Here is a 26,578-nt window from a genome sequence, read left to right as displayed (position 1 = left end):
TACTAGGACAGGCAAATGTTTTTTGTTTAGGCGGAACAGCTTTTTATATGAAATTAGAAATATTCAAAAAAAAATGATATGATAGAATTTATGGATAAAAATAAAATTATGGGCTTAAGCCAATCAGAAGTTAAAGATCGTCAGAAACAGGGACAGGTCAATGATTTCCAAGCTTCAGCTAGTACGAGTACATGGCAGATTGTGAAGAGAAATGTCTTTACTTTATTCAATGCTTTAAACTTTGCTATTGCCTTAGCGCTCGCCTTTGTTCAAGCTTGGAGCAACCTAGTTTTCTTTGCGGTTATCTGTTTTAATGCATTTTCTGGGATTGTAACCGAGCTACGTGCCAAACATATGGTTGATAAGCTCAATCTCTTGAATAAAGAAAAGATTATCACTATTCGTGATGGACAAGAGATCGCTCTGGATCCTGAGGAGCTTGTTTTGGACGATGTGATTCGCTTGTCAGCAGGGGATCAGATTCCAAGTGATGCCATTGTATTAGAAGGTTTTGCAGAAGTCAATGAAGCTATGTTAACGGGTGAGAGCGACTTGGTGCAAAAAGAAGTAGAAGACTTAATGTTGTCGGGTAGCTTTCTTGCGAGTGGGTCTGTCCTTGCTCAGGTTCATCATGTAGGGGCAGATAATTATGCTGCTAAACTCATGCTTGAAGCTAAGACAGTGAAGCCAATTAACTCTCGTATCATGAAATCGCTAGACCGGTTAGCTGGCTTTACTGGGAAAATCATCATTCCTTTTGGTATTGCTCTCTTGCTTGAAGCCTTGGCCTTAAAAGGTCTGCCACTCAAGTCTTCTGTAGTCAATTCATCTACAGCTCTTTTAGGAATGTTGCCTAAGGGAATCGCCCTTTTGACCATCACTTCTCTCTTAACTGCTGTTATCAAGCTTGGGTTGAAAAAGGTTTTAGTGCAGGAGATGTACTCTGTTGAAACCTTGGCGCGCGTAGATATGCTCTGCTTGGATAAGACAGGGACAATCACCCAAGGGAAGATGCAGGTTGAGACGGTCCTTCCTCTTACTCCAGCTTATAACAAAGATACCATTGCTAAAATACTAACCAGCTATATGGCACACAGTGAGGATAAAAATCCAACTGCCCAAGCTATTCGAAAGCGTTTTGCGGGAGAGGTAGCTTATCCGATGATTTCTAGCCTTCCATTTTCAAGTGATCGAAAATGGGGAGCAATGGAGTTGGAAGGTCTAGGAACTGTTTTCCTAGGCGCACCGGAGATGTTGTTGGATACTGAAGTTCCTGAAGCTAGAGAAGCTCTTGAACGAGGATCTCGTGTCTTGGTGTTAGCGCTCAGTCAAGAAAAACTTGGCCATCATAAGCCACAAAAACCATCTGATATTCAAGCCTTGGCTTTGCTTGAGATTCTAGATCCAATCCGAGAAGGGGCAGCTGAAACTCTAGACTATCTTCGTTCTCAGGAAGTGGGGCTGAAAATTATCTCTGGTGATAATCCAGTCACTGTTTCAAGTATTGCTCAAAAAGCTGGTTTTGCAGATTACCATAGCTACGTAGATTGCTCGAAAATTACTGATGAAGAGTTGGTTGCCATGGCTGAGGAGACAGCCATTTTCGGACGTGTCTCGCCTCATCAAAAGAAACTAATCATCCAAACTCTGAAAAAAGCAGGTCATACGACTGCTATGACAGGGGATGGTGTCAATGATATCCTAGCTCTCCGTGAGGCAGACTGTTCCATTGTTATGGCTGAAGGAGACCCAGCAACTCGTCAGATTGCAAATCTGGTTCTCTTGAATTCAGATTTCAATGATGTTCCTGAGATTCTCTTCGAAGGACGTCGTGTGGTCAATAATATTGCCCACATTGCGCCGATTTTCTTGATTAAGACAATCTATTCCTTCTTGCTAGCAGTTATCTGTATTGCCAGTGCTTTGTTGGGTCGTACTGAATGGATTTTGATTTTCCCATTCATTCCGATTCAGATAACTATGATTGACCAGTTTGTGGAAGGATTCCCACCGTTTGTATTAACTTTTGAACGAAATATCAAACCTGTGGAACAAAACTTCCTCAGAAAATCTATGCTTCGAGCTTTACCAAGTGCCTTGATGGTAGTCTTTAGTGTTCTCTTTGTTAAAATTTTTGGAACCAGTCAAGGCTGGACAGCCATTGAAATTTCGACACTTCTGTATTATCTATTGGCATCGATTGGTTTCATGTCTGTAGTTAGAGCTTGCTTGCCATTTAGTCTGTGGCGTGTGCTATTGATTATTTGGTCAGTTGGAGGTTTCCTTGGAACAGCTCTATTCCCAAGAATCCAAAAATTGCTTGAAATTTCAACACTTACAGGTCAAACATTGCCTGTCTATGGCATTATGATGCTCGTCTTTATTGTGATTTTCATACTTACAAGTCGTTATCAAGTTAAAAGATAAAGAAAGACTGCAATCCATGATTGCGGTCTTTTTTAGGTGCAGGATTGCCAGATAAAATATGGTATAATAAAGGGAAATAGAGTTTTTGAAAGTGAGAGAAGATGATTTCAAAGAGATTAGAAACAGTAGCTTCTTTTGTTCCCAAAGGAGCTGTTTTACTGGATGTCGGTAGCGACCATGCTTATTTACCTATTGAATTAGTTGAAAAAGGTCATATTGAAGCTGCCATCGCGGGTGAAGTTGTAGAGGGACCCTATCAATCTGCAGTTAAAAATGTTGAAAGTCATGGCTTAGCTGATAAAATCCAGGTTCGTTTAGCCAATGGTTTAGCAGCTTTCGAAGAAAGTGACCAGGTCTCTGTTATCACTATTGCAGGAATGGGTGGTCGTTTGATTGCTACGATATTAGAAGAGGGTTTGGACAAACTAGCCAATGTTGAGCGATTGATTCTTCAACCCAATAATCGTGAAGATGAGTTGCGTACTTGGTTACAAGAGCATGGATTTCAGATTGTAGCTGAAAGTATTTTAGAGGAAGCTGGAAAATTTTACGAGATTCTAGTAGTGGAAGCTGGGAAAATGAATTTATCAGCTAGCGATATCCGTTTTGGTACTTTTCTATCTAAAGAACTTAGCCCCGTATTTGTCCAAAAGTGGCAAAGAGAAGCAAGTAAGCTCGAATTTGCCCTTAGTCAAATTCCAGAAAAAAATCATGAAGAACGTCAAGTTTTAGTAGATAAAATTCAAGCCATCAAGGAGGTGCTCCATGAAAGCAAGTAAAGTGATTAAGCGTTATGAAACCTATTGCCCCCAAGAATTTTCTATGGAAGGCGATAATCGTGGACTGCAGATTGGAACTTTAGACAAGGACATCCAAAAAGTCATGGTTGCTCTTGATATACGTGAAGATACAGTGGCAGAAGCTATTGAAAAGGGTGTAGATTTGATTATCGTTAAGCACGCGCCTATCTTCCGTCCGATAAAGGACTTGGTTGCTAGTCGCCCTCAAAATCAGATTTATATCGACCTCATCAAGCACGACATTGCAGTTTACGTCAGCCATACCAATATTGATATTGTTGAAAACGGCCTTAATGACTGGTTCTGCCAACTATTGGATATTAAGGATACAACTTATCTACAGGAGACAGGTCCTGAACGTGGCATCGGGCGTATTGGCAATATTAAACCTCAAATGTTTGAAGAATTTGCTAGTCATGTTAAGGAAGTATTTGGTCTAGATAGTCTTCGTATGGTGTACTATAAAGATACTGATTTGCAAAAAACAATCTCAAGAGTAGCTATTTGTGGTGGCAGTGGGCAGTCTTTCTACTCTGATGCTTTAGCAAAAGGAGCTCATGTTTACATTACTGGTGACATCTATTACCACACTGCCCAAGATATGTTGTCAGACGGCTTGTTGGCTCTGGATCCAGGCCACTATATTGAAGTTCTCTTTGTTGAAAAAATTGCATCGTTCCTTAATGAATGGAAGGAAGAGAATGCTTGGTCTCTAGAGGTTATCGCAAGTCAAGCGTCCACCAATCCATTCCATCATATCTAATTAGAGGGTAAAGACAATGAAAAAAGTTGCCATTGTAGGTGCAGGAATTGTAGGGGCCACAGCTGCCTACTATCTTTCTAAGGAAGCTGATATCGAAGTAACTGTTTTTGATTTTGGACACGGCCAAGCAACCAAGGCTGCGGCAGGAATTATTAGTCCCTGGTTTTCTAAACGACGCAATAAGGCTTGGTATAAGATGGCGCGCCTAGGAGCTGATTTCTATGTCGATTTATTAGCTGACCTAGAAAAATCGGGTCAAAAAGTTGATTTTTACCAAGGTTCTGGTATCTTTCTTCTTAAAAACGATGACTCTAAGCTAGAGGAGCTCTATCAACTGGCTTTGCAACGTAGAGATGAATCTCCCTTGATTGGAGAATTAGCCATTTTGGACCAAGCGACTGCTAGTAACTTATTTCCCGGTCTAGAGGGATTTGAACGTTTACTCTATGCTTCTGGTGGAGCTCGAGTAGATGGGCAACTCCTAGTGAGTCGCTTACTGGGAACCAGTCAAGTGAAGGTCATAAATAAAGAGGTTAGTCTAACCCCCCTATCATCGGGCTATCAGATAGACAATCAAATGTTTGACCAAGTCATCTTATCCACAGGAGCTTGGCTTGGCCACATCTTAGAGCCCTTAGGTTATGAGGTGGATGTTCGCCCACAAAAGGGGCAACTCCGAGATTACCAAGTGCCACAAGACATGGGAGCTTACCCTGTAGTTATGCCGGAAGGTGAGTGGGATTTGATACCATTTCCCGGCGGTAAATTATCTCTAGGAGCTACCCATGAAAATGACATGGGATTTGACCTAACAGTTGATGAGAATTTGCTCCAACAAATGGCTGAAGCAGCAAGTTCGTTTTATCCTAGCTTAAAAGATGCAATGATAAGTGGTGAACGTGTGGGGATTCGTGCTTATACGAGTGATTTTTCGCCGTTTTTCGGACAAGTGCCAAACTTGTCAGGAGTATTTGTTGCGAGTGGATTAGGATCGTCAGGATTGACAACTGGACCCATTATAGGCTATCACCTAGCCCAAATGCTTCAAGGGGAAAGTGGAGTCTTGGATCCAGCGGATTATCCGACTGAAAGATATATTAAAGAGAAATAATCGTAAACTTTTTACCTAGTTTTTACGATAGGATTAGGATAGCAAATGACTTTCCCTATCAAAAATGGTAAAATGAAAAAAATGTTTCAAGAATAGAGGAAAAATGATGCAAGAAAAGATTTTGGTAACAGGTGGAGCAGGTTTTATCGGAACTCACACTGTCATTGAATTGGTCCAAGCTGGACACCAAGTAGTTGTCGTGGATAATTTGGTAAACAGTAGTCGTAAAAGTCTTGAAGTAGTCGAAAGAATCACTGGGGTAGAAATTCCTTTCTACGAGGCAGATATTCGTGACACAGATACACTTCGTGATATCTTCAAACATGAAGAGCCAACAGGTGTGATTCATTTTGCTGGTTTGAAAGCTGTAGGTGAGTCTACACGTATCCCGCTTGCCTACTATGATAACAATATAGCTGGAACTGTCAGTCTCTTGAAAGTTATGGAAGAGGCAAACTGTAAGAATATCATCTTCAGTTCATCAGCAACTGTTTATGGAGATCCACATTCTGTTCCAATCCTAGAAGATTTCCCACTTTCAGCTACCAACCCTTATGGCCGTACCAAGCTTATGCTGGAAGAAATCTTGACAGATATCCATAAAGCAGATTCAGAGTGGAACGTTGTCTTACTTCGTTATTTCAACCCAATTGGGGCACATGAGAGTGGTGACCTAGGAGAAAATCCAAACGGCATTCCAAATAACCTTCTACCGTATGTAACACAAGTTGCAGTTGGTAAGTTAGAACAAGTTCAAGTCTTCGGAAATGACTACGATACTGAAGATGGAACAGGTGTTCGTGACTATATCCACGTCGTTGACCTAGCAAAAGGACACGTTGCCGCCCTTAAGAAGCTTCAAAAAGGCTCTGGACTCAATGTGTATAACCTTGGTACTGGAAAAGGTTACTCAGTGCTTGAAATTATCCAAAATATGGAAAAAGCTGTTGGACGCCCAATTCCTTACCGTATTGTTGAACGTCGCCCTGGTGATATTGCAGCCTGCTACTCAGACCCAGCAAAAGCTAAGGAAGAGCTAGGTTGGGAAGCTGGACTTGGTATTACAGAAATGTGTGAAGATGCATGGCGTTGGCAGAGCAAGCATCCAAATGGATTTGAAGACTAATCGTTTGATTAAACAAAAAAAGAGGAAGTAATTCCTCTTTTCTTATAACTTTATATGTGGTTGAAATAAAAAATTTGCTTAGTGATTATGTGATAGAAAACGTCTTAAAAGAACACTTTATTTATTATTAAAATATCAGAAAAAATAAAAGTGAAATTGTATAAAAATAGCTAGCAAAAGACTATAATTTTCTAGAAAAATATGCTAAACTAGAAGAAGTGGAAATTAGAGATCAATGTTCCACCAAATTTTAAGATTCATCTATAATCAGAGCACGAGTAGGGCAATTTTTAACGGCTTCTAAAACATCGTCGCTACAAGAAATTTCTCTTTCTGATTGCTTAGGATCATCGAAAAAACGGACAATACCATTATCATGGTAATCAAATAATTCTGAATAAGTTTGGCAGAGCCCACAAGCGATGCAACGTTCAGGTATAAGTCTAATCTTCATATTTATATTGTAATAAGAAACTAAAAAAAACTCAAGGAGTAAGGTATGGAAAAGGAACCGTGGCAAGAAGATATTTATGAAAACCAAGAAGAGGAATCAAGAACAGAACGCCGTCAACGAAACAAAAATGATTCAGGTGTCATTGCGAATCATATTTTAACTGTTTTGGCTGTTCTTTTCTTTGTCATTGTTGTTGGTATGGTAGTTGTATTGGTCTACTTGTCATCAGGTGGAAGCAACCGTACTTCAGCTCTGAAAGATTTTTATGATTCTTCAGCTCCAAAAGTAGAAGAAGTTACAACAGTTGCTACAACTACTCAGTCAACAGAAGCAGAGACAACTCAACAAGAACATACAGAGGCGCATACTGATTCTGAAGGAACAATTACAGTCTTGCCAGGAGAGGGTGAAGCAGCCATTGCTGCTCGAGCTGGAATCTCCATTGCTCAACTTGAAGCTTTAAACCCTGGTCATATGTCTACTGGAACTTGGTTTGCAAATCCTGGTGATGTCCTTAAGACAAGATAGGAGTGACAATGAAAACAATTCAGATTGCTATTGATGGGCCAGCTTCCAGTGGTAAGAGTACAGTAGCTAAGATTATCGCTAAAGACTTTGGCTATACTTATCTGGATACGGGTGCTATGTATCGTGCTGCCACTTACATCGCTTTGAACAACCAAATAAGTCCAGAGGAGTCTTCACGACTTCTTGAATTACTGGAACAATATCCGATTAGCTTTGGTCGCGCTGAAACAGGAGAACAGCTTGTTTTTGTTGGAGATGTCGATGTAACAAATCCAATCCGAGAAAATGAAGTAACCAATGCTGTTTCTGCCTTTGCTGCTATTCCAGCTGTTCGTGAAAAATTGGTAGCCCTTCAGCAAGAAATTGCCCGACAAGGTGGTATCGTTATGGATGGCCGCGATATTGGAACAGTAGTCTTGCCTCAGGCTGAATTGAAGATTTTTCTAGTAGCATCTGTAGATGAGCGTGCGGAACGTCGCTACAAGGAAAATCTTTCAAAGGGAATCGAAACAGATTTGGAAACTTTGAAAGAAGAGATTGCTGCGCGTGATTATAAAGATAGTCATCGTGAAACTTCACCTCTCAAGCAAGCTGAGGATGCAATCTATTTGGATACGACTGGCCTCTCTATTTTAGAAGTTGTTGAAAAAATTAAATCAGAAGCTCAAAAACATCTATAAGAACTATAAAAACGATGAACTGAATTTCGGTTTGTCGTTTTTTTATCATGATTTGTCAAATAGTCTGTTTTAAGGTATAATAGTTGCTGTTGAAGAAAATTTGACATTCAAATAATCATAAATTTTTTAAGGAGATAACATGAGTCAATTACCAAATTGCCCAAAATGTAATTCAGAATATGTATATGAAGATGGCGCACTTCTTGTTTGTCCAGAATGTGCTTATGAGTGGAATCCTGCTGAACAAGCAGAAGTTGAAGAAGGCATTGTTGCTATTGATGCAAATGGAAACAAACTAGCTGATGGAGATACAGTAACCTTGATTAAAGATTTGAAGGTTAAAGGTGCTCCTAAAGACCTCAAACAAGGAACTCGTGTGAAAAACATCCGTATTGTTGAAGGTGACCACAACATTGACTGTAAGATTGATGGTTTTGGTGCTATGAAGCTTAAATCAGAATTTGTGAAGAAGATTTAATCATGATTAAAAATGAAAAAGTAATATTTTATAGTCGTATCTTTTTATTTATAGCAGCCTTTACCGGTGTATACTTGGAGATCACCAAACGCGGTGGTTTAGGGATGTTGCTTTACTACACAGTACTTTCTAACCTTTTGGTTGTACTTTTTACAGGTTATCTTTTGTTAAAGATGCGTAGTGGCGGTGATAGTTGGCAGAATCCTGGTATTCTACGTCTCAAAGGTGGCGTCACTATGAGTATTATGATTACTTGTGTCATCTATCATTTCATGCTAGCTCCCTTGACGACAGATTTTTACCGTTTGGAAAATTTCCTTTGCCATTATATTGTCCCTCTCTGGTTTTTAGCAGATACAATTATTTTTGATAAGAGTCGTCAATATAAGTTAGTTGATCCCATGCTTTGGACTAGCCTTCCTTTGCTTTATATGATTTTTGCCCTTTTAAACGGTTTTGTTTTAAAGATGGATGTCCCTAATGCTAAGGATAGTCCCTTCCCTTATTTCTTTTTGAATGCTACCAAACATGGTTGGGGCTTTGTCTTTAAATGGGCAGCAACTATCTTTGTTGCCTACATGGTTTCAGGATATCTCTTTTATCTTATAAAAAGTATTAAAAAAACTAAGAAATAAAAAGTACCCAATGTGGGTGCTTTTTTTGTGATAGAGATAATTGTACCCGGACAAATCGATTTATTTTATCTTGTTATGCAGTCTTTTATACCTTACAATAAAACTGTAGCTACCAATACAACTATTGAGGATGAAAAAAATGACTGAAAATCGTTATGAATTAAATAAGAATTTGGCACAGATGCTTAAAGGTGGCGTCATCATGGATGTCCAAAACCCTGAACAAGCAAGAATTGCTGAGGCTGCAGGTGCGGCAGCAGTTATGGCTTTGGAACGAATCCCAGCTGATATTCGTGCAGCAGGTGGTGTCTCTCGCATGAGTGATCCAAAGATGATTAAGGAAATCCAAGAAGCAGTCAGCATTCCAGTTATGGCTAAGGTTCGAATTGGGCATTTTGTTGAAGCACAGATTTTAGAAGCTATCGAGATTGACTATATCGATGAGAGCGAAGTTCTATCTCCAGCTGACGATCGTTTCCATGTGGACAAGAAAGAATTTCAAGTTCCTTTTGTTTGTGGTGCTAAAGACCTAGGAGAAGCCTTGCGCCGTATCGCTGAAGGAGCTTCTATGATCCGTACAAAAGGGGAACCAGGAACAGGAGACATCGTTCAGGCGGTTCGTCATATGCGTATGATGAATCAAGAAATTCGCCGCATTCAAAACCTCCGTGAGGACGAGTTATATGTTGCTGCAAAAGAACTCCAAGTACCTGTAGAATTAGTTCAATATGTCCACGAAAATGGGAAATTACCAGTTGTCAACTTTGCAGCTGGAGGGGTTGCAACACCAGCGGACGCTGCTCTTATGATGCAGCTAGGTGCAGAAGGTGTGTTTGTTGGCTCAGGGATTTTCAAATCAGGTGATCCTGTTAAACGTGCGGCAGCAATTGTCAAAGCTGTTACCAATTATCAGAATCCTCAAATTCTGGCTCAAATTTCGGAAGACTTGGGAGAAGCCATGGTTGGTATCAATGAGAATGAAATCCAAATTCTCATGGCGGAGCGAGGAAAATAGATGAAAATCGGAATCTTGGCCTTGCAAGGTGCCTTTGTAGAACACGAGAAAATGCTTGCTCAACTAGGAGTTGAAAGTATTGAACTGCGAAACCTAGAAGATTTTCAGCAACATAGAAGTGAGCTATCAGGATTGATTTTGCCAGGCGGTGAGTCAACGGCCATGGGGAAACTGTTGCGAGATCAGCAGATGCTAATTCCTCTAAGAGAGGCTATTCTCAATGGTTTACCAGTCTTTGGAACTTGTGCGGGTTTAATTTTGCTAGCAAAACAAATCACTTCTAAAGAGGAAAGCCATCTAGCAACCATGGACATAGTAGTAGAGCGCAATGCCTATGGACGTCAGCTAGGAAGCTTTTATACAGAAGCTGACTGCAAGGGCGTTGGAAAAATTCCAATGACTTTTATCCGTGGCCCGATTATCAGTAGTGTTGGTGAGGATGTTGATGTTTTAGCAATTGTGAACGATCAAATCGTTGCGGCACAAGAAAAAAATATGCTGGTAACCGCCTTTCATCCTGAATTGACAAATGATCTTCGCCTGCATCAGTACTTTATAAATATGTGTAAATAAAAAAAGAAGTTGGGATTTTTCCAACTTCTTTTTTACATGTAATAAACAATAGCAATGTATTGGAGAGCAGAGGCTGCTAGAATGAAGAGATGCCAAATCATATGGAAGTATGGTTTCTTTTTAGCGTAGAATCCAGCGCCAACTGTATAGCAAAGGCCACCTGATACCATAAGACTCCAAAACATTGAACTTGTCTGACTGATGATTGCTGGTAAGATAGCCAATACAAGCCATCCCATGATGAGGTAAAGGATGAGACTGAATTTTTCATTAACCTTCTTGGCAAAGATTTTATAAAGAATACCGAAAATAGTTGTCCCCCACTGAATGGCGATAATCAGATAACCAAACCAATTATTCATCAGGGTTAAAACCACTGGTGTATAAGAACCTGCAATCGCAACGTAAATCATAGAATGGTCAATAATTCGTAACACATATTTATGAGTTGAACCATAAGCCATAGAATGATAAATAGTTGATGATAAGAACATGAGAAAGAGGCTGATGACGAAGATGGAAACTCCGATAGACGATAAGAAACCATGAGCCTCATAACTGTAAGTAGATGAAATGGGTAGTAGGATGAGCATGATAAATGCTCCTACAGCATGGGTGACACTGTTGGCAATTTCTTCTCCAAAACTAAGTCGTTTACTAAGTTTGAAACTAGTATTCATTTGTTTCCTCCTCTTGAGTTTCTGTATAGACTAGTGTAAGTGTTTGATGATAGAGTTTGACCGTTTGGCAGCTTGCCTGGATAATGGGATTAGCTGGATCAATATCTTCATTCATATAGTCCACAAAAGCATTGTAAAGTTCTTCTGAATTAGTGTCTGTGTGAAGGGTATTAAGGGTTTGAGCAATTTCTTGGATAGAAAAAACGGACTTGAGAGTGGTAATAGCAATCAATCGTGCGATTTGTTTGCGTTGGTATTTTTTCTTTTCAGGTTTACTGATATAACCGTGTTTGACATAGTTGTTCACCATGGATGCTGTCAAACCTTTCTCCTTGTCAGGAGAAGCTGGAGGACAGATTTGATTGACATAGAGCAGAACCTGGTCCAGATAGAGATTGATACTTGGAATTTCTTCCCATTTTGGATAGGAAAAAGTAGTATTCATTTCCAACTCCTTTTTATCTAGTTTTAATAACTAGATTATAAAATATTAGAAATAATAAGTCAAGTTTCAAGTGCTTGTAGAAAGAAATAATTTATGCTATGATGAGAGAAAATAGTATGAAAAGAGGATAAATGATGGAGATTCGCTTAGCCTTTCCAAACGAAGTTGATGCAATTATGCAAGTGATTGAGGGAGCCAAGAAATATTTGGCAGAAGCTGGTAGCACTCAGTGGCAAAACGGCTACCCAGATGCAGATACCATTATTGAAGATATCATCTCTGGTCAAGCTTATGTAGCCTTAGACGAAGGCGACCTCTTAGTCTATGCAGCAGTGACTAAGAGCCCAGAAAAAGCTTATGAAGCAATCTATGATGGCAACTGGGAGGGGAATGAAGCAGAATACTTAGTATTTCACCGTATTGCCGTTGCTAGAGATGCGCAAGGTCAAGGTGTTGCTCAGACCTTTTTAGAAGGCTTGATTGAAGGCTTCGATTACCTAGATTTTCGTTCAGATACACACGCTAAAAACATAGCCATGCAGCATATCTTTGAAAAACTTGGCTTCAAACAGGTTGGTAAAGTTCCAGTAGACGGGGAACGCTTGGCCTATCAAAAATTAAAATCAAATGTCTAAGAAGTATGTAAAGATGCTATACAAGTCACCGATTGGCCCCCTATCTCTGGTAGCAGATGACCACTATTTGTTTGGGATATGGATTGAAGAAGAGAGCGATTTTGAGAAGGGGTTATCTGAAAATGATGTGACTGTTGTTGAAAGTCATCCCATTTTAAATCAAATTACTTCCTATTTAGAGACTTATTTTAAGGGGCAAGATCAAGACTTATCTGGATTACCTTTAGCTCCTGTCGGTAGTGACTTTGAAAAAAGAGTCTGGAACTACTTGCGAGGAATTCCTTTTGGTCAGACAGTTACTTATGGACAAATAGCTAAGGACCTGCAAGTAGCTTCTGCCCAAGCAGTCGGAGGAGCAGTAGGTCGCAATCCCTGGTCTATCCTTGTACCTTGTCACCGTGTGCTAGGTGCTGGAGGACGTCTGACAGGCTATGCTTGGGGACTCGAAAAGAAGGCTTGGCTCTTGAGGCATGAAGGTGCAAGTTATCAAGAAAATAAAAAATAGAAAGAGAAAAAATGTTAGAATTTATCGAATATCCAAAATGTACAACTTGTAAAAAAGCTAAGAAAGAATTAGATCAACTCGGACTAGAATATCAGGATGTTCATATCGTTGAAGAGACTCCGAGTGAAAAGGTCATTTTAAACTGGCTCGAAACTTCGGGATTTGAATTGAAGCAATTTTTTAATACTAGTGGAATCAAATATCGTGAACTCGGATTGAAAGATAAGGTTGGAACATTGTCTAACAAAGAAGCAGCCAAACTCTTGGCCAGTGATGGTATGCTGTTAAAACGTCCAATACTTGTTGAAAATGGTCTTGTAAAACAAATTGGCTATCGTAAAACATACAATAACTTGGATTTGAATTAGTTTTTTTCTATCTCCTTGATAGATAAAATATATAACCTCCCACTTTTAAAGTATGATAAACTAGAGGGTAGATGAAATCTGATATGCTCGTAGCAAATATTTTTAATTAGAGCATAAGTATGATAGAATGAATCATTATCTTGAGAGGATGTTTCTATGAATGTTACAACGATTTTAGCATCTGATTGGTATCAAAATTTGATGCAATATATTCCAGATGGCAAACTTTTTAGTTGGCGTTCTGTCTTTGATGGGATTCCAAGAATTGTACAGCAATTACCTACAACATTGATGTTAACGGTATTTGGTGCCTTTTTTGGTATCATGCTAGCCCTAGTCTTTGCTATCGTGAAAATCAACCGAGTTAGATTTATTTACCCATTACAAGCTTTTTTTGTTAGTTTCCTAAAAGGAACCCCAATTTTAGTTCAACTGATGTTGACTTATTACGGGATTCCATTAGCTTTGAAAGCCTTGAATCAACAATGGGGAACTTCTCTGAACATTAATGCTATTCCAGCAGCAACATTTGCGATTGTGGCTTTTGCTTTTAACGAGGCAGCCTATGCCAGCGAAACTCTTCGTGCGGCAATTCTTTCTGTAAATCCAGGTGAGATTGAAGCTGCTCGTAGTCTTGGTATGACACGTGCGCAAGTTTATCGTCGTGTGATTATTCCCAATGCAGCAGTAGTTGCAACACCAACCTTGATTAACTCCTTGATTGGCTTGACCAAGGGGACTTCCCTAGCTTTCAGTGCAGGTGTTGTAGAAGTCTTTGCCCAAGCTCAGATTTTGGGTGGTGCAGACTATCGTTACTTTGAACGTTTCATCTCAGTAGCTCTCGTCTACTGGGTGGTAAATATCGTTATTGAAAATCTTGGCCGTTTCATTGAAAGAAAAATGGCTATTACAGCACCAGATAATGTTGAGACAGATGTGAAAGGAGAGCTTCGCTAATGATTAAAATTTCAAATTTAAGCAAATCCTTTTCAGGTCAAACTGTTTTGGATCATCTGAATTTAGATATTCAAAAAGGAGAAGTTGTTGCCTTAATTGGTTCTTCAGGAGCTGGGAAATCAACTTTTCTTCGTAGCCTAAACTATCTAGAAACTCCTGATAGTGGAAGTATTCAGATTGATGATTTCAAAGTTGATTTTTCTCAAATTACGCAAGAAGAAATTCTAACTCTTCGTCGTAAATTATCGATGGTTTTCCAACAGTTTAATTTATTTGAGCGTAGAACAGCGCTAGACAATGTTAAAGAAGGCTTGGTGGTAGTTAAAAAATTATCGGACGAAGAAGCGACTGAAATTGCTAAGGAAGAACTAGCTAAGGTTGGGCTTTCTGATCGTGAACAGCATTATCCGCGTCACTTGTCTGGAGGACAAAAACAACGGGTCGCTATAGCTCGTGCTCTAGCCATGAAACCAGACGTCTTACTCTTGGATGAACCGACTTCAGCACTGGACCCAGAATTGGTTGGTGAGGTAGAAAGATCGATTGCTAATGCTGCAAAATCAGGTCAAACTATGGTTTTGGTTAGTCACGATATGTCATTTGTTGCTCAAGTAGCTGATAAGGTTTTATTCTTGGATAAAGGAAAGATTATTGAATCTGGAACACCGGATGAGATTATCAACCATCCTAAAGAAGAACGAACAAAAGAGTTCTTTGCTAGTTACAAACGGACCTATATCTGATATAATAGAAGATAAGAAAAACTCAGTTGGCTAAGCTAACTGGGTTTGCTCTTTAAAAATAATAGAAATGAGAGAGAGCATGCTAGTTCAGCTATTTGCTTTGTATTTAGAGAGTTTGGTTTTGACGATTTTACTAGTCTTGGTTGTCTTAGGGATTTGGATTGGTTTTAGAGCCCTGTCAGGTGTCGATAAAACTGCTAAGGAGCGTCAGGCTCACCTCTATGATATGATTATGATTGGAGTTCTAACAATTCCAGTATTGTCTTTTGCAACCATGAGCATCTTGTTGGTTCTCAAGGCTTAATAGTTGTCAAATAGGATTTTATCCGTTAGAATAAGAATAGTTACAACAAGAAAGAAGGAAATAGAATGTACGATACGATTATTATCGGTGCAGGTCCTGCTGGGATGACTGCAGCCTTGTATGCAGCTCGCAGCAATCTCAAAGTAGCTTTGATTGAAGGTGGTCTTCCTGGAGGTCAGATGAACAATACTTCTGACATTGAAAACTATCCAGGTTATGCTAACATTAGTGGACCTGAGTTAGCAGAAAAGATGTTTGAACCTCTTGAAAATCTAGGTGTCGAACATCTCTATGGCTTTGTAAAAGATATTGAGAACCATGATGATGTTAAGAAAGTAATCACAGACGATGAAGAATTTGAAACGCGCACAGTTATCGTAGCGACTGGTTCAAAACATCGCCTCTTAGGAGTTCCAGGAGAAGAAGAACTGAATAGTCGTGGAGTTTCCTACTGTGCGGTTTGTGATGGAGCCTTTTTCCGTGACCAAGATTTGTTGGTTGTAGGTGGAGGAGATTCGGCTGTTGAAGAAGCAATCTTCTTAACACAGTTCGCCAAATCTGTAACCATCGTTCACCGTCGTGATGAACTTCGTGCTCAAAGAGTATTGCAAGACCGCGCCTTTGCCAATGATAAAATCAACTTCATTTGGGATTCTGTTGTCAAAGAAATCAAGGGTGAAAACCGTGTGGAGTCAGTTGTCATTGAAAATGTTAAAACAAATCAAGTGACTGAACATGCCTTTGGAGGTGTCTTCATCTATGTTGGTTTAGATCCAGTTAGCGATTTTACAAAAGATTTACAAATCCAAGATGAGTCAGGTTGGATTGTGACAGATGACCACATGAAGACAAGTGTTGCAGGTGTCTTTGCAGTTGGAGATGTTCGTCAGAAAGACCTTCGCCAAGTTACAACAGCAGTTGGAGATGGTGCTATTGCAGGTCAAGAAGCCTATAAATATATTACTGAACACAGTTAAAAAAGTTTCCAATCATTTGATTGGAAACTTTTTTATAATCGATTGCGGAAGACTTCGTACATAAGAATAGCAGCAGCAACGCTTGCATTGAGACTCTGTACATGTCCATTCATTGGAATAGTGATCATCTCGTCCACTTGCTTTTTGATGTTACTTGAGATACCTTTTCCTTCATTTCCGATAATGAGGGCGACCTTTCCACTGGTGTTCCATTTATGGCAAGGAGTTCCATTCATATCAGTTCCAAAGGTCCAAAAGCCTTCTTCTTTTAGCTTGTCCAAGGTTTGGCTGAGATTGGTAACACGAGCGATAGGCACATGCTCGATGGCGCCCGTTGCTGTTTTTGCAACTACGGGTGTCACACCAACAGCTCGATGTTTGGGAATAATGACGCCTGAAACATTGGTTGCATCAGCTGTTCTTAGGATAGAACCTAAGTTATGAGGGTCAGTTAGTCCGTCTAGAATCAATACTAGTGGGTTTTCTTCTTGACGGGTTTTGGCAAGAATCTGCTCAAGTTCTGTGTAGGCAAATTCAGAAACACGTAGGACAAAACCTTGGTGAACAGCTCCTTCAGTCATTTCGGAAAGAGATTTTTTTGAAGTCCAAGAGATGGATACTTTCTTTTCAGTCGCCAGTTCCTTGACTTTTTCTACATTCTTACCTCGTAAATCATCCTGGAGATAGAGTTTGTTTCCAGTATTTGCTAACAGTGCTTCGGTAACGGCGTGAACGCCATAGACAATATCATTTGTTTTCATGGCTCTATTATAACATAAAACCCCGTTGTTGAACGGGATTTTCTTTATTCCAGAATGAGTAAACCTTCTTTGACTGCGAAAGGATCCTTTTCATTGATACGATCATAAAACATAACACCATTTAAGTGGTCGATTTCATGTTGTACAACGATGGAGTTGTAGCCTTTTAGCTTGATGCGATGTTTTTCACCATCCTTGTCAAAGTAGTCAACAGTCACTCGAGCGTGACGGATAACATAACCTGGGACAGCACGATCGACTGATAGGCAACCTTCTCCCTCTCCTAGAGCAGCGTCTTGGACTGAGTGTGAGACAATCTTAGGATTGTACATAACAGCTTGTAAGTCATAGGCTTCTTGAGGTGTTTCACCTTCCTCAGTGATATTAGGAACTAAAACAGCAATGATGCGTTTTGAGATATCTAATTGTGGTGCAGCAAGTCCGACTCCTCCACGTAGACCTAACTTTTCAGCCATAACTGGGTCTTGCGAATGTTTTAAAAATTGCATCATTTTCTCTCCGAGAATGATATCTTGATCACTCAATGGGAAAGTGACTTCCTCGGCAACTGCACGTAGGGTTGGATTGCCCTCGCGGATAATATCTTTCATATCGATTAAATGTGAAGCTTTTGTAATACGTTCTATAGCAGACATCTTCTCTCCTTCCTTCCATTACAATTCCATGATAACACAAAATAGTTGAGAAAGAAAGTCACAGAAGTTGCTAATAAAAGGAAATACCAATTTGTCTGTGGTATAATAAAGTAAGGAGACTTGCATCAAAAAGCAAGGAGAAAAGATATGGAAAAACGTAGTAGTAGAAATCAAAAAGATCCTGTCTTAGGACTTGTCAGAAAATTTATTCGTTTTTTTAGAAACTATCGCCAATGGAGTAATAAAACCTTTATTGTGGTTTTGTTAATCGTAGTTGCTATTTCTATGGCATTGACCTTATTATCTGAAGGGATAAAGGGGATTCCATTAGTGAATAGTAGTGTAACTACAGTGAGTCAGAGTGCTGATTCTAAGGAGAAAACTACTGTAACGGAACAGGAAACAAGTGCTCGCATCATGGCAAATGGTGATTTGCTTTACCATGACATCATCTACATTTCAGCTAAAAAATCAGACGGTAGCTACGATTTTCATGAAAACTTTGAATACGTAAAACCTTGGCTGAAGCAAGCTGACTTAGTTCTTGGTGATTTTGAAGGAACCGTAAATAAAGATCACTATCTTGCAGGTTATCCTTTGTTTAATGCACCTGGTGAAGTTATGGATGCTATAAAAGATGCAGGCTATCAAGTGCTAGACTTGGCTCACAATCATATCTTGGATTCTCAGATTGAGGGAGTGGTATCAACTGCGGATGCTATTGAAAAGGCAGGAATGACACCAGTCGGTGTTTATACTCATGAAGCTAGAGATAAGGCGCCTTTAGTTATCAAGGAAGTCAACGGAATTAAAGTTGCTATTTTAGCCTATTCCTATGGTTTTAATGGCATTGAACAAAGCATTTCTCAAGAGGATTATAATCGCTATCTTTCAGACTTAGATGAAGATAAAATGAAGGCTGAAATTGAGCGAGCAGAGAAAGAGGCAGATATTACAATTATCATGCCTCAGATGGGAGTTGAGTATCAAATTGAGCCGACTGAGGAGCAAAAGAAACTTTACCATAAAATGATTGATTGGGGTGCTGATATTATCTTTGGTGGTCATCCTCACGTTGTTGAACCAGCTGAAACGGTTGAAAAAGAAGGTGATAAAAAGCTTATCATTTACTCTATGGGGAATTTCATCTCAAATCAACGGATTGAAACCATGCAGGATGTTGAAAATGCCAAGTGGACGGAACGTGGAGTTCTCATGGATGTGACCATTAAGAAGAAATCTGGTAAAACGACTATCGAAACTGCCCAAGCCCATCCAAGCTGGGTGAGTAGGACTCCAAAGGGAGGCTATTCTCCAGAAGGATACCCACTCTATCTTTACCAAACTTATATCCTGGAAGACTTTATTGAGGGTGGGAAATACCGTAGTCAGTTAGACGAGGCTACCAAGGAACGGATTGATACAGCCTATAAAGAAATGAATGAACATGTAGGTTTGAAGTGGTAGTGATTCGAATCTCAAGGAGACAAAATGGAAATTAAGATAGTAGCAACGGATATGGATGGTACTTTGTTAGATCCAAGAGGTCAACTAGACCTTCCTCGCTTAGAGAAAATTTTGGATAAGCTGGACCACCGTGGCGTTCGGTTTGTCATTGCGACTGGAAATGAAGTTCATCGTATGCGACAATTACTGGGACATCTAGCAGAAAGAGTCGTTCTGGTAGTTGCTAATGGTGCTCGGATATTCGAAAATAATGAATTGATTCAAGCACAAACTTGGGATGATGCCATGGTTGATAGGGCTTTAGCTCATTTTAAAGGTAGAGAATGTCAGGATCAGTTTGTCGTAACTGCGATGAATGGTGGTTTTGTAAAGAAAGGTACTGTTTTTACAGAACTTGATAAATTTATGACTCCAGAGATGATTGAGAAGCTCTATCAACGAATGAACTTTGTCGATGAATTTGACTCTAATCTCTTCGGTGGTGTTCTCAAGATGAGTATGGTAGTTGGTGAAGAACGATCCGATTCGGTTTTACAGGAAATTAATGACTTGTTTGATGGGCATGTGCGAGCTGTTTCCAGCGGTTATGGCTGTATTGATATCTTACAAGATGGGATTCATAAGGCGTGGGGGCTAGTAGAATTACTCAGACGTTGGAACTTAAAACCTGAACAAATCATGGCCTTCGGTGATAGTGAAAATGACATTGAAATGTTAGAGTTGGCCGGAATTTCATACGCTATGGAAAATGCAGAAGAGGCTGTTAAGAGAGTTGCGACAAAAGTAGCTCCAGCCAACAGTCAGGCGGGTGTTTACAAAGTTTTAGAGAACTGGCTAGAAAGAGGAGAATAACTTGGCAGTACAGCTATTAGAAAATTGGCTCTTAAAAGAGCAGGAGAAAATCCAAACCAAGTATCGTGAACTCAACCAGATTTCTGTAATTGAACCAGATATCATCTTTATTGGAGATTCTATTGTTGAGTATTATCCCTTGCAAGAATTACTAGGGACAACAAAGACCATTGTGAACCGAGGTATTCGAGGCTATCAAACTGGACTTTTACTAGATAACCTTGATGCCCACCTCTATGGTGATGCAGTGGATCAAATTGTGCTTTTGATTGGGACCAATGACATCGGGAAAGATGTTCCAATGAGTCAAGCATTAACGAATCTTGAAAGTGTAATTCAAAGTATTTCTCGTGACTATCCGCTGTCACAGATTAAGCTAGTTTCTATTCTGCCAGTTCATCAAGGGGAAGAATACAAACAGACAGTTTATATTCGCACAAATGAGAAAATCAAGGCCTGGAACCAAGCCTATCAAGAGCTAGCTTCTGCATACATGCAGGTAGAATATGTGTCTGCTTTTGAAGAGCTACTCGATCAGGAAGGGCAACTCAAATCTGACTATACAACAGATGGGCTTCACCTTAGCGTTTCTGGCTATCAGGCTCTATCAGAAATCTTGAAAACTAGACTTTTCTAGACATCTACTTGCATTTTTGCTTTTTTAACCTAGATAAGGTATAATATCTTTATAGTCTTTGGGGTCGTTACGGATTCGACAGGCATTATGAGGCATATTTTGCGACTCGTGTGGCGACGTAAACGCTCAGTTAAATATAACTGCAAAAAATAACACTTCTTACGCTCTAGCTGCCTAAAAACCAGCAGGCGTGACCCGATTCGGATTGCTCGTGTCTGATGATGGGTCTTATTATTAGCGAGATACGATCAAGCTTTGTCTAGCAGTTTGGTAAGAGATTTATAGACTCGCAGTTCCTAGGCTTGAGTTATGTGTCGAGGGATTGTTAAAACAATACATAACCTATGGTTGTAGACAAATATGTTAGCAGGTGTTTGGACGTGGGTTCGACTCCCACCGGCTCCATTGATAATTTACATTGTTTTGTAAATCTTTCTAAAACGTTGTTTTTACAACGTTTTTTATTTTATTCTTTGGTATTCTTTTGCAAAAAAAGAATACAACATTTTGTTGTATCCTAAATATTAAATCAAGTCCTGAATTTTCTTAAGTTTTTATCATATTTTCTGTTATAATTAAGGTGCCTTAAGAAAAATAATGAAAAAACTAAATGTTTTTCATATAGTTTTCATTGTTTTAATAGTTTAAAGTCAATCTTATTTTTCTCTAATAGAAAATAATGAAAAAGTAGGTTTAGAAAGAGGTAAGTATCTATGTCTTCTCATAAAAAAGTGTCACTCTCTGAGATTAATCAATCTATCGATACTCCAAATAACAATCATTTCTGGCAAAATTTAAAGGCCTTTTTAGGTCCGGGTGCTCTTGTCGCAGTTGGTTATATGGATCCAGGAAACTGGATTACCAGTGTAGTCGGTGGTGCTTCCTATAAGTATAGTCTCTTGTTTGTTATCTTGATTTCATCTCTCATTGCCATGCAACTTCAGCAGATGGCAGGAAAGCTTGGTATTGTAACCCAGATGGACCTGGCTCAAGCAACGGCTCATCATTCACCTAAATGGCTTCGTTATAGTCTATGGGTGATTTTAGAATTAGCCTTGATGGCGACAGATCTGGCAGAAGTTCTAGGTTCAGCGATTGCTCTCAATCTTCTCTTTAAGATTCCGATTATGATAGCAATTCTCTTGACCGTGTTGGATGTTTTTCTCTTATTGCTTCTGATGAAATTTGGCTTTAAGAAGATTGAAGCTATTGTGACAACACTGATTTTAACCATTCTAGCAATTTTTACCTATCTAGTAGCTTTGTCACATCCAAGCTTCCAAGGAATCGTTGAGGGTTATCTACCGAATGCAACCTTATTTGAAAGTCCCTTGCCAGGGCATGAAAGTCAATTAACCTTGGCACTAGGGATCGTGGGAGCAACGGTTATGCCCCATAACCTCTATTTGCATTCTTCCTTGTCTCAAACTCGGAAAATCAATCACAAGGACAAGAATGATGTTCGAAAAGCCGTGCGCTTTATGACCTGGGATTCAAATCTTCAACTGTCCTTGGCCTTTATCGTTAACTCCCTTCTATTAATCCTCGGGGCGGCTCTCTTTTTCGGCCATGCATCCGAGATTTCTGCCTTCTCTCAAATGTATAATGCCTTGCAGGATTCTACCATTGCGGGAGCTATAGCTAGCTCAACCTTATCAACCTTGTTTGCCTTGGCCCTATTAGCCAGTGGTCAGAATTCGACAATTACGGGTACCTTGACTGGACAAATCGTTATGGAGGGTTTCTTGCATATGAGATTGCCTCAGTGGTTCATTCGTTTGGCAACTCGTCTCTTTGCCTTGTTGCCTGTCATGATTGTAGCGGTTCTGTTTGGTCATCAGGAAAAAACCTTGGATCAGTTATTGGTATATTCGCAGGTCTTTCTTTCAATCGCTCTTCCGTTTTCAATCTTCCCTTTGATTTATCTAACTTCTAAGAAATCACTGATGGGCGAATTTACCAATGCCAAATGGAATACCATCCTTGGTTATATTGTTTCAATTATCTTAACAATTCTCAATGTGAAATTGTTATTTGATATTTTCTAAGAAATTCACCCAAGTTAGAAAACAAACATATAAGAAAAAAGATACCCAAGATTTCTTGGGTATCTTTTTTGAAAATAAACGGAAGACATGGGATTCGAACCCACGCACGCTTTAACACGCCTACCGCGTTTCCAACACGGCCTCTTAAGCCTCTTGAGTAATCTTCCATTGTTTACTAACCTAGTCTACCATAAAGCCTTCTTTCTTGCAAATTTATTTGAAGATGAGGAGCTAGTGACAGAAAATGAAAGAAAGTGACAAAAAATGCTTGACTTTGATATTTTTTATGATAGAATGAATAATGTAATCGTTAACAGGAGGTAAACTAGTGCTAAAAAGTGAACGAAAACAGGTGATTTTAGAAGAATTGAAACAGCATAAAATCGTCTCACTTGAGAAATTAGTAGGTTTGTTAGATACTTCAGAATCAACGGTCAGACGTGATTTAGATGAATTGGAGTCTGAAAATAAACTTCGTCGAGTGCATGGAGGAGCAGAGTTGCCTCACTCCTTGCAAGAAGAAGAAACCATTCAAGAAAAATCTGTCAAAAACCTTCAAGAGAAAAAGTTGATTGCTCAAAAAGCATCTTCCCTCATCAAAGAAAAAGATGTTATCTTTGTGGATGCAGGAAGTACGACAGCCTTTCTCATTAAAGAATTGGAGCGAAAAGACATTACGGTGGTAACCAATTCCATTCACCATGCGGTTCAATTAGTGGATAAGCAAATCCCAACAGTCATTATCGGTGGTGGAGTCAAGATGACAACTGATGCCAGTATCGGAGGAGTAGCTCTCAATCAGATTAACCAACTGCACTTTGATCGTGCCTTTATTGGAATGAATGGTGTAGATGAAGGTTACTTTACAACTCCAGATATGGAGGAGGGCGCAGTCAAGCGTGCTATCTTAGAAAATGCTAAACAGACATATGTTCTAGCAGATTCATCCAAGCTTGGTCAGTCTTGTTTTGCTAAGGTAGCTCCTATAAAACGTGCTATTGTGATTACAAGCAAGGGTCATGAGCTCTTGCCAGCTATCAAAGAGAAAACGGAGGTAATAGAAGTATGATTTATACAGTCACACTCAATCCATCTATAGACTACATTGTCCGTTTGGACAAAGTGGAAGTTGGTAGTGTCAATCGTATGGATAGTGATGATAAGTTTGCTGGTGGTAAAGGTATCAATGTTAGCCGTGTCTTGAAGCGTTTGGATATTCCAAATACAGCGACAGGTTTCATCGGAGGCTTTACTGGAAAATTTATCACAGATACTTTAGCTGAAGAACAAATTGAAACGCAATTTGTCCAAGTGGCAGAAGATACGCGTATCAATGTTAAGATTAAAGCCGACCAAGAAACAGAAATCAATGGGACAGGCCCTAATGTTGAGCCCGAACAACTTGAAGAGTTAAAAGCCATTCTTTCAAGTCTGACAGCAGAAGATACAGTAGTATTTGCTGGATCAAGTGCTAAAAACTTGGGTAATGTTGTTTACAAAGAATTAATTGCTTTGACGCGTCAGACAGGCGCTCAAGTAGTCTGTGACTTTGAAGGTCAAACCTTGATTGATAGTTTGGATTATCAACCACTTTTAGTCAAACCAAACAATCATGAACTGGGAGCTATCTTTGGAGTCAAGCTTGAAAGCCTTGATGAAATAGAGAAATACGCTCGAGAATTGCTGGCTAAAGGTGCTCAAAACGTTATTATCTCTATGGCTGGTGATGGAGCCCTTCTGGTAACATCAGATGGAGCATACTTTGCTAAACCGATTAAAGGAACCGTGAAAAACTCAGTTGGTGCTGGTGACTCGATGGTTGCTGGATTTACGGGTGAGTTTGTCAAATCAAAAGACGCAGTAGAAGCCTTCAAGTGGGGAGTGGCATGTGGAACAGCGACCACCTTCTCAGATGATTTGGCAACTGCAGCATTTATTAAAGAAACTTATGAAAAAGTTGAGGTAGAAAAAAGATGAAAATTCAAGATTTATTGAGAAAAGATGTCATGTTGCTTGATTTGCAAGCAACTGAAAAAACAGCAGCTATCGAAGAAATGATTCATAGCTTGGTTGAACACGGATATGTGACAGATTTTGAAACCTTCAAAGAAGGAATTTTAGCGCGTGAAGCTTTGACTTCTACAGGCTTGGGCGACGGTATCGCTATGCCACACAGCAAAAATTCTGCTGTAAAGGAAGCTACAGTTCTCTTTGCTAAGTCGAACAAGGGTGTTGACTATGAAAGTTTAGACGGACAAGCAACTGACCTCTTCTTTATGATTGCTGCTCCAGAAGGTGCCAATGATACTCACTTGGCTGCCTTGGCAGAATTGTCACAATATTTGATGAAAGACGGCTTTGCTGACAAACTTCGTCAAGTAACATCAGCTGACCAAGTCATTGAACTCTTTGACCAAGCTTCAGAAAAAGCTCAAGAGCCAGTTCAAGCACCTGCAAATAGTTCTGATGACTTTATCGTTGCTGTAACTGCTTGTACAACAGGTATCGCCCACACTTATATGGCCCAAGAAGCTCTCCAAAAAGTAGCTGCTGAAATGGGTGTTGGTATTAAGGTTGAAACTAATGGTGCCAGCGGTGTTGGTAACCAATTGACAGCAGAAGATATCCGCAAGGCTAAAGCTGTAATTATTGCTGCAGATAAAGCAGTTGAAATGGATCGTTTCGATGGCAAACCATTGGTAAATCGTCCAGTAGCAGACGGTATTCGTAAAACTGAAGAATTGATCAACCTTGCTCTTTCTGGAAATGCTGAAGTTTACCATGCTGCTAATGGAGCGCAAGCTTCAACAGCATCTAATGAAAAACAAAGTATAGGTGGTGCCTTCTACAAACACTTGATGAGTGGTGTATCTCAAATGTTGCCATTCGTTATCGGTGGTGGTATCATGATTGCCCTTGCCTTCTTGATTGATGGTGCTATGGGTGTGCCAAATGATAGCCTCGGAAATCTTGGATCTTACCATGAACTTGCTTCTATGTTCATGAAAATCGGTGGCGCAGCCTTTGGTTTGATGCTTCCAGTATTTGCAGGATATGTTGCTTACTCAATCGCTGAAAAACCAGGTTTGGTAGCAGGTTTCGTAGCTGGTGCTATCGCCAAAGAAGGTTTTGCCTTTGGTAAAATCCCTTACGCTCAAGGTGGTGAAGCAACTTCAGCTCTTGCAGGTGTATCATCAGGTTTCCTTGGAGCCCTTGTTGGTGGATTTATCGCAGGTGCCTTGGTACTCTTGGTTAAGAAATACGTGAAGGTTCCTCGTTCACTTGAAGGTGCAAAATCAATCCTTCTCTTGCCACTTTTTGGAACAATCTTGACAGGCTTTGTCATGCTAGCTGTTAATATCCCAATGGCCGCAATCAACACTGGTATGAACAACTTCCTTGGTGGCCTTGAAGGTGGATCAGCTGTCCTTCTTGGAGTCGTTCTTGGAGGAATGATGGCTGTCGATATGGGTGGACCTGTCAATAAAGCAGCCTACGTCTTTGGTACTGGTACTCTTGCAGCAACAGTGGCAACAGGTGGTTCAGTAGCCATGGCAGCCGTTATGGCTGGAGGAATGGTTCCACCACTTGCAATCTTTGTGGCAACACTTCTCTTCAAGAATAAATTTACCAAAGAAGAACGTAACTCTGGTTTGACGAACATCGTTATGGGCTTGTCATTCATCACTGAAGGAGCGATTCCATTTGGTGCAGCAGACCCAGCTCGTGCTATCCCAAGTTTTATCCTTGGTTCAGCGGTAGCAGGTGGACTCGTTGGTCTTGCAAATATCAAGCTCATGGCTCCTCACGGAGGAATCTTCGTTATCGCCCTTACTTCAAATGCTCTTCTTTACCTTGTCTTTGTCTTGGTAGGAGCAATTGTCAGTGGTGTAGTTTACGGTTACCTTCGTAAACCATTAGAAAAATAATCACAAACACATTCAAATGACTGA

General features: G+C 39.8%; 30 protein-coding genes, 1 tRNA gene and 1 other RNA gene. 26 read left to right on the top strand and 6 right to left on the bottom strand.

Going from position 1 to position 26,578, the window contains the following annotated elements; genetic code table 11:
- The first annotated feature begins 90 nt into the window (after positions 1–90).
- The 5 genes from HMPREF2957_RS03515 to galE all read left to right on the top strand — a co-directional run bounded on the left by HMPREF2957_RS03515 (position 91) and on the right by galE (position 6,227).
- A complete protein-coding gene (locus HMPREF2957_RS03515) occupies positions 91–2,427 on the top strand; it encodes a cation-translocating P-type ATPase (RefSeq protein WP_070677768.1) in 2,337 nt (778 codons plus the stop codon).
- A gap of 101 nt (positions 2,428–2,528) precedes the next feature.
- On the top strand, positions 2,529–3,206 hold the full coding sequence (locus HMPREF2957_RS03510; RefSeq protein ID WP_070677551.1) for a tRNA (adenine(22)-N(1))-methyltransferase: 678 nt from the start codon (positions 2,529–2,531) through the stop codon (positions 3,204–3,206).
- Positions 3,193–3,990 (top strand): Nif3-like dinuclear metal center hexameric protein, encoded by a 798-nt coding sequence (locus tag HMPREF2957_RS03505; RefSeq protein ID WP_070677548.1) that lies wholly within the window; start codon positions 3,193–3,195, stop codon positions 3,988–3,990. The genes HMPREF2957_RS03510 and HMPREF2957_RS03505 overlap by 14 nt, the downstream gene beginning before the upstream one ends.
- Before the next feature lie 16 nt (positions 3,991–4,006).
- Positions 4,007–5,101: an NAD(P)/FAD-dependent oxidoreductase gene (locus tag HMPREF2957_RS03500; RefSeq protein ID WP_061863260.1), complete on the top strand. Its 1,095-nt coding sequence runs from the start codon at positions 4,007–4,009 to the stop codon at positions 5,099–5,101.
- A gap of 106 nt (positions 5,102–5,207) precedes the next feature.
- Positions 5,208–6,227 carry a UDP-glucose 4-epimerase GalE gene (galE, locus tag HMPREF2957_RS03495; protein WP_070677546.1) on the top strand — a complete coding sequence of 340 codons (1,020 nt, stop codon included), beginning with the start codon at positions 5,208–5,210 and terminating at the stop codon, positions 6,225–6,227.
- 250 nt (positions 6,228–6,477) lie between these two features.
- On the opposite strand, the gene HMPREF2957_RS08880 is transcribed toward galE, so the two are convergent.
- A complete protein-coding gene (locus HMPREF2957_RS08880; protein WP_074324237.1) occupies positions 6,478–6,681 on the bottom strand; it encodes a ferredoxin in 204 nt (67 codons plus the stop codon).
- A gap of 45 nt (positions 6,682–6,726) precedes the next feature.
- Between HMPREF2957_RS08880 and HMPREF2957_RS03490 the strand changes: the two genes are divergently transcribed.
- The 6 genes from HMPREF2957_RS03490 (at position 6,727) to pdxT (ending at position 10,590) form a co-directional block, all read left to right on the top strand.
- Entirely contained in the window at positions 6,727–7,209 is a 483-nt protein-coding gene (locus tag HMPREF2957_RS03490) for an SAG1386/EF1546 family surface-associated protein (RefSeq protein WP_004253899.1), read from the top strand.
- 8 nt (positions 7,210–7,217) lie between these two features.
- Entirely contained in the window at positions 7,218–7,889 is a 672-nt protein-coding gene (gene cmk, locus HMPREF2957_RS03485; RefSeq protein WP_004253901.1) for a (d)CMP kinase, read from the top strand.
- A 139-nt stretch (positions 7,890–8,028) separates the two neighbouring features.
- Positions 8,029–8,367 carry a zinc ribbon domain-containing protein YjdM gene (locus HMPREF2957_RS03480; RefSeq protein ID WP_004253903.1) on the top strand — a complete coding sequence of 113 codons (339 nt, stop codon included), beginning with the start codon at positions 8,029–8,031 and terminating at the stop codon, positions 8,365–8,367.
- Positions 8,368–8,369: 2 nt separating this feature from the next.
- Entirely contained in the window at positions 8,370–9,002 is a 633-nt protein-coding gene (locus tag HMPREF2957_RS03475; RefSeq protein ID WP_070677545.1) for a Pr6Pr family membrane protein, read from the top strand.
- Between the two features lie 139 nt (positions 9,003–9,141).
- Positions 9,142–10,017, top strand: coding sequence for a pyridoxal 5'-phosphate synthase lyase subunit PdxS (pdxS, locus tag HMPREF2957_RS03470; protein WP_004253907.1), 876 nt, complete (start codon positions 9,142–9,144; stop codon positions 10,015–10,017).
- On the top strand, positions 10,018–10,590 hold the full coding sequence (gene pdxT / locus HMPREF2957_RS03465) for a pyridoxal 5'-phosphate synthase glutaminase subunit PdxT (RefSeq protein ID WP_070677543.1): 573 nt from the start codon (positions 10,018–10,020) through the stop codon (positions 10,588–10,590). It begins immediately after the preceding gene.
- A 32-nt stretch (positions 10,591–10,622) separates the two neighbouring features.
- On the opposite strand, the gene HMPREF2957_RS03460 is transcribed toward pdxT, so the two are convergent.
- Both HMPREF2957_RS03460 and HMPREF2957_RS03455 read right to left on the bottom strand, forming a co-directional pair.
- Complete coding sequence (locus HMPREF2957_RS03460; RefSeq protein ID WP_070677541.1) at positions 10,623–11,270, bottom strand: PAQR family membrane homeostasis protein TrhA; 648 nt, start codon at positions 11,268–11,270, stop codon at positions 10,623–10,625.
- The gene (locus tag HMPREF2957_RS03455; protein ID WP_070677539.1) at positions 11,260–11,715 is read right to left on the bottom strand and encodes a DUF1836 domain-containing protein; all 456 of its coding nucleotides are present in this window, start codon (positions 11,713–11,715) and stop codon (positions 11,260–11,262) included. Before HMPREF2957_RS03455 ends, HMPREF2957_RS03460 begins: the two co-directional genes overlap by 11 nt.
- Before the next feature lie 134 nt (positions 11,716–11,849).
- On the opposite strand from HMPREF2957_RS03455, the gene HMPREF2957_RS03450 reads away from it, so the two are divergent.
- From HMPREF2957_RS03450 to trxB, 7 genes are all read left to right on the top strand, one after another.
- Complete coding sequence (locus HMPREF2957_RS03450; RefSeq protein ID WP_070677537.1) at positions 11,850–12,350, top strand: GNAT family N-acetyltransferase; 501 nt, start codon at positions 11,850–11,852, stop codon at positions 12,348–12,350.
- Complete coding sequence (locus HMPREF2957_RS03445; protein WP_398577645.1) at positions 12,343–12,855, top strand: methylated-DNA--[protein]-cysteine S-methyltransferase; 513 nt, start codon at positions 12,343–12,345, stop codon at positions 12,853–12,855. The genes HMPREF2957_RS03450 and HMPREF2957_RS03445 overlap by 8 nt, the downstream gene beginning before the upstream one ends.
- Before the next feature lie 11 nt (positions 12,856–12,866).
- A complete protein-coding gene (locus HMPREF2957_RS03440; protein WP_004253927.1) occupies positions 12,867–13,223 on the top strand; it encodes a Spx/MgsR family RNA polymerase-binding regulatory protein in 357 nt (118 codons plus the stop codon).
- A gap of 156 nt (positions 13,224–13,379) precedes the next feature.
- Positions 13,380–14,180 carry an amino acid ABC transporter permease gene (locus tag HMPREF2957_RS03435; protein ID WP_049494837.1) on the top strand — a complete coding sequence of 267 codons (801 nt, stop codon included), beginning with the start codon at positions 13,380–13,382 and terminating at the stop codon, positions 14,178–14,180.
- On the top strand, positions 14,180–14,923 hold the full coding sequence (locus tag HMPREF2957_RS03430) for an amino acid ABC transporter ATP-binding protein (RefSeq protein ID WP_004253930.1): 744 nt from the start codon (positions 14,180–14,182) through the stop codon (positions 14,921–14,923). Before HMPREF2957_RS03435 ends, HMPREF2957_RS03430 begins: the two co-directional genes overlap by 1 nt.
- 79 nt (positions 14,924–15,002) lie before the next feature.
- A complete protein-coding gene (locus tag HMPREF2957_RS03425) occupies positions 15,003–15,227 on the top strand; it encodes a DUF4059 family protein (protein ID WP_004253933.1) in 225 nt (74 codons plus the stop codon).
- A gap of 65 nt (positions 15,228–15,292) precedes the next feature.
- Positions 15,293–16,204 (top strand): thioredoxin-disulfide reductase, encoded by a 912-nt coding sequence (trxB, locus tag HMPREF2957_RS03420; protein WP_049494833.1) that lies wholly within the window; start codon positions 15,293–15,295, stop codon positions 16,202–16,204.
- A 32-nt stretch (positions 16,205–16,236) separates the two neighbouring features.
- Here trxB and rlmB read toward each other — a convergent pair whose 3' ends face one another.
- Together rlmB and def are read right to left on the bottom strand one after the other, a co-directional pair.
- Positions 16,237–16,965, bottom strand: coding sequence for a 23S rRNA (guanosine(2251)-2'-O)-methyltransferase RlmB (rlmB, locus tag HMPREF2957_RS03415; protein ID WP_070677535.1), 729 nt, complete (start codon positions 16,963–16,965; stop codon positions 16,237–16,239).
- A 44-nt stretch (positions 16,966–17,009) separates the two neighbouring features.
- The gene (gene def, locus HMPREF2957_RS03410; RefSeq protein ID WP_070677533.1) at positions 17,010–17,621 is read right to left on the bottom strand and encodes a peptide deformylase; all 612 of its coding nucleotides are present in this window, start codon (positions 17,619–17,621) and stop codon (positions 17,010–17,012) included.
- Between the two features lie 147 nt (positions 17,622–17,768).
- On the opposite strand from def, the gene HMPREF2957_RS03405 reads away from it, so the two are divergent.
- From HMPREF2957_RS03405 to HMPREF2957_RS03385, 5 genes are all read left to right on the top strand, one after another.
- A complete protein-coding gene (locus HMPREF2957_RS03405; protein ID WP_070677531.1) occupies positions 17,769–19,088 on the top strand; it encodes a CapA family protein in 1,320 nt (439 codons plus the stop codon).
- A gap of 24 nt (positions 19,089–19,112) precedes the next feature.
- On the top strand, positions 19,113–19,940 hold the full coding sequence (locus tag HMPREF2957_RS03400) for a Cof-type HAD-IIB family hydrolase (RefSeq protein ID WP_070677529.1): 828 nt from the start codon (positions 19,113–19,115) through the stop codon (positions 19,938–19,940).
- Between the two features lies 1 nt (position 19,941).
- Positions 19,942–20,577, top strand: coding sequence for an SGNH/GDSL hydrolase family protein (locus HMPREF2957_RS03395; protein ID WP_070677527.1), 636 nt, complete (start codon positions 19,942–19,944; stop codon positions 20,575–20,577).
- A gap of 60 nt (positions 20,578–20,637) precedes the next feature.
- Positions 20,638–20,985, top strand: a transfer-messenger RNA (tmRNA) gene (gene ssrA, locus HMPREF2957_RS03390).
- Positions 20,986–21,290: 305 nt separating this feature from the next.
- Positions 21,291–22,625 (top strand): Nramp family divalent metal transporter, encoded by a 1,335-nt coding sequence (locus HMPREF2957_RS03385; protein ID WP_000094597.1) that lies wholly within the window; start codon positions 21,291–21,293, stop codon positions 22,623–22,625.
- A 79-nt stretch (positions 22,626–22,704) separates the two neighbouring features.
- Here HMPREF2957_RS03385 and HMPREF2957_RS03380 read toward each other — a convergent pair.
- A tRNA-Ser gene (locus HMPREF2957_RS03380) sits at positions 22,705–22,792 on the bottom strand.
- 161 nt (positions 22,793–22,953) lie between these two features.
- Between HMPREF2957_RS03380 and HMPREF2957_RS03375 the strand changes: the two genes are divergently transcribed.
- From HMPREF2957_RS03375 to HMPREF2957_RS03365, 3 genes are read left to right on the top strand one after another with little or no spacing between them, the layout of a single operon-like run.
- Positions 22,954–23,694 carry a DeoR/GlpR family DNA-binding transcription regulator gene (locus HMPREF2957_RS03375; protein ID WP_070677525.1) on the top strand — a complete coding sequence of 247 codons (741 nt, stop codon included), beginning with the start codon at positions 22,954–22,956 and terminating at the stop codon, positions 23,692–23,694.
- Positions 23,691–24,602: a 1-phosphofructokinase gene (pfkB, locus tag HMPREF2957_RS03370; protein ID WP_006148803.1), complete on the top strand. Its 912-nt coding sequence runs from the start codon at positions 23,691–23,693 to the stop codon at positions 24,600–24,602. Before HMPREF2957_RS03375 ends, pfkB begins: the two co-directional genes overlap by 4 nt.
- Complete coding sequence (locus tag HMPREF2957_RS03365) at positions 24,599–26,554, top strand: PTS fructose transporter subunit IIABC (protein WP_070677523.1); 1,956 nt, start codon at positions 24,599–24,601, stop codon at positions 26,552–26,554. Before pfkB ends, HMPREF2957_RS03365 begins: the two co-directional genes overlap by 4 nt.
- Positions 26,555–26,578 lie beyond the last annotated feature (24 nt).

The organism is Streptococcus sp. HMSC062D07, from assembly GCF_001814215.1.
GTDB classification, from domain to species: domain Bacteria; phylum Bacillota; class Bacilli; order Lactobacillales; family Streptococcaceae; genus Streptococcus; species Streptococcus infantis_I.
Note: the sequence above shows the minus strand (reverse complement) of the source record. Positions and strands in the feature narration are given on the sequence as shown.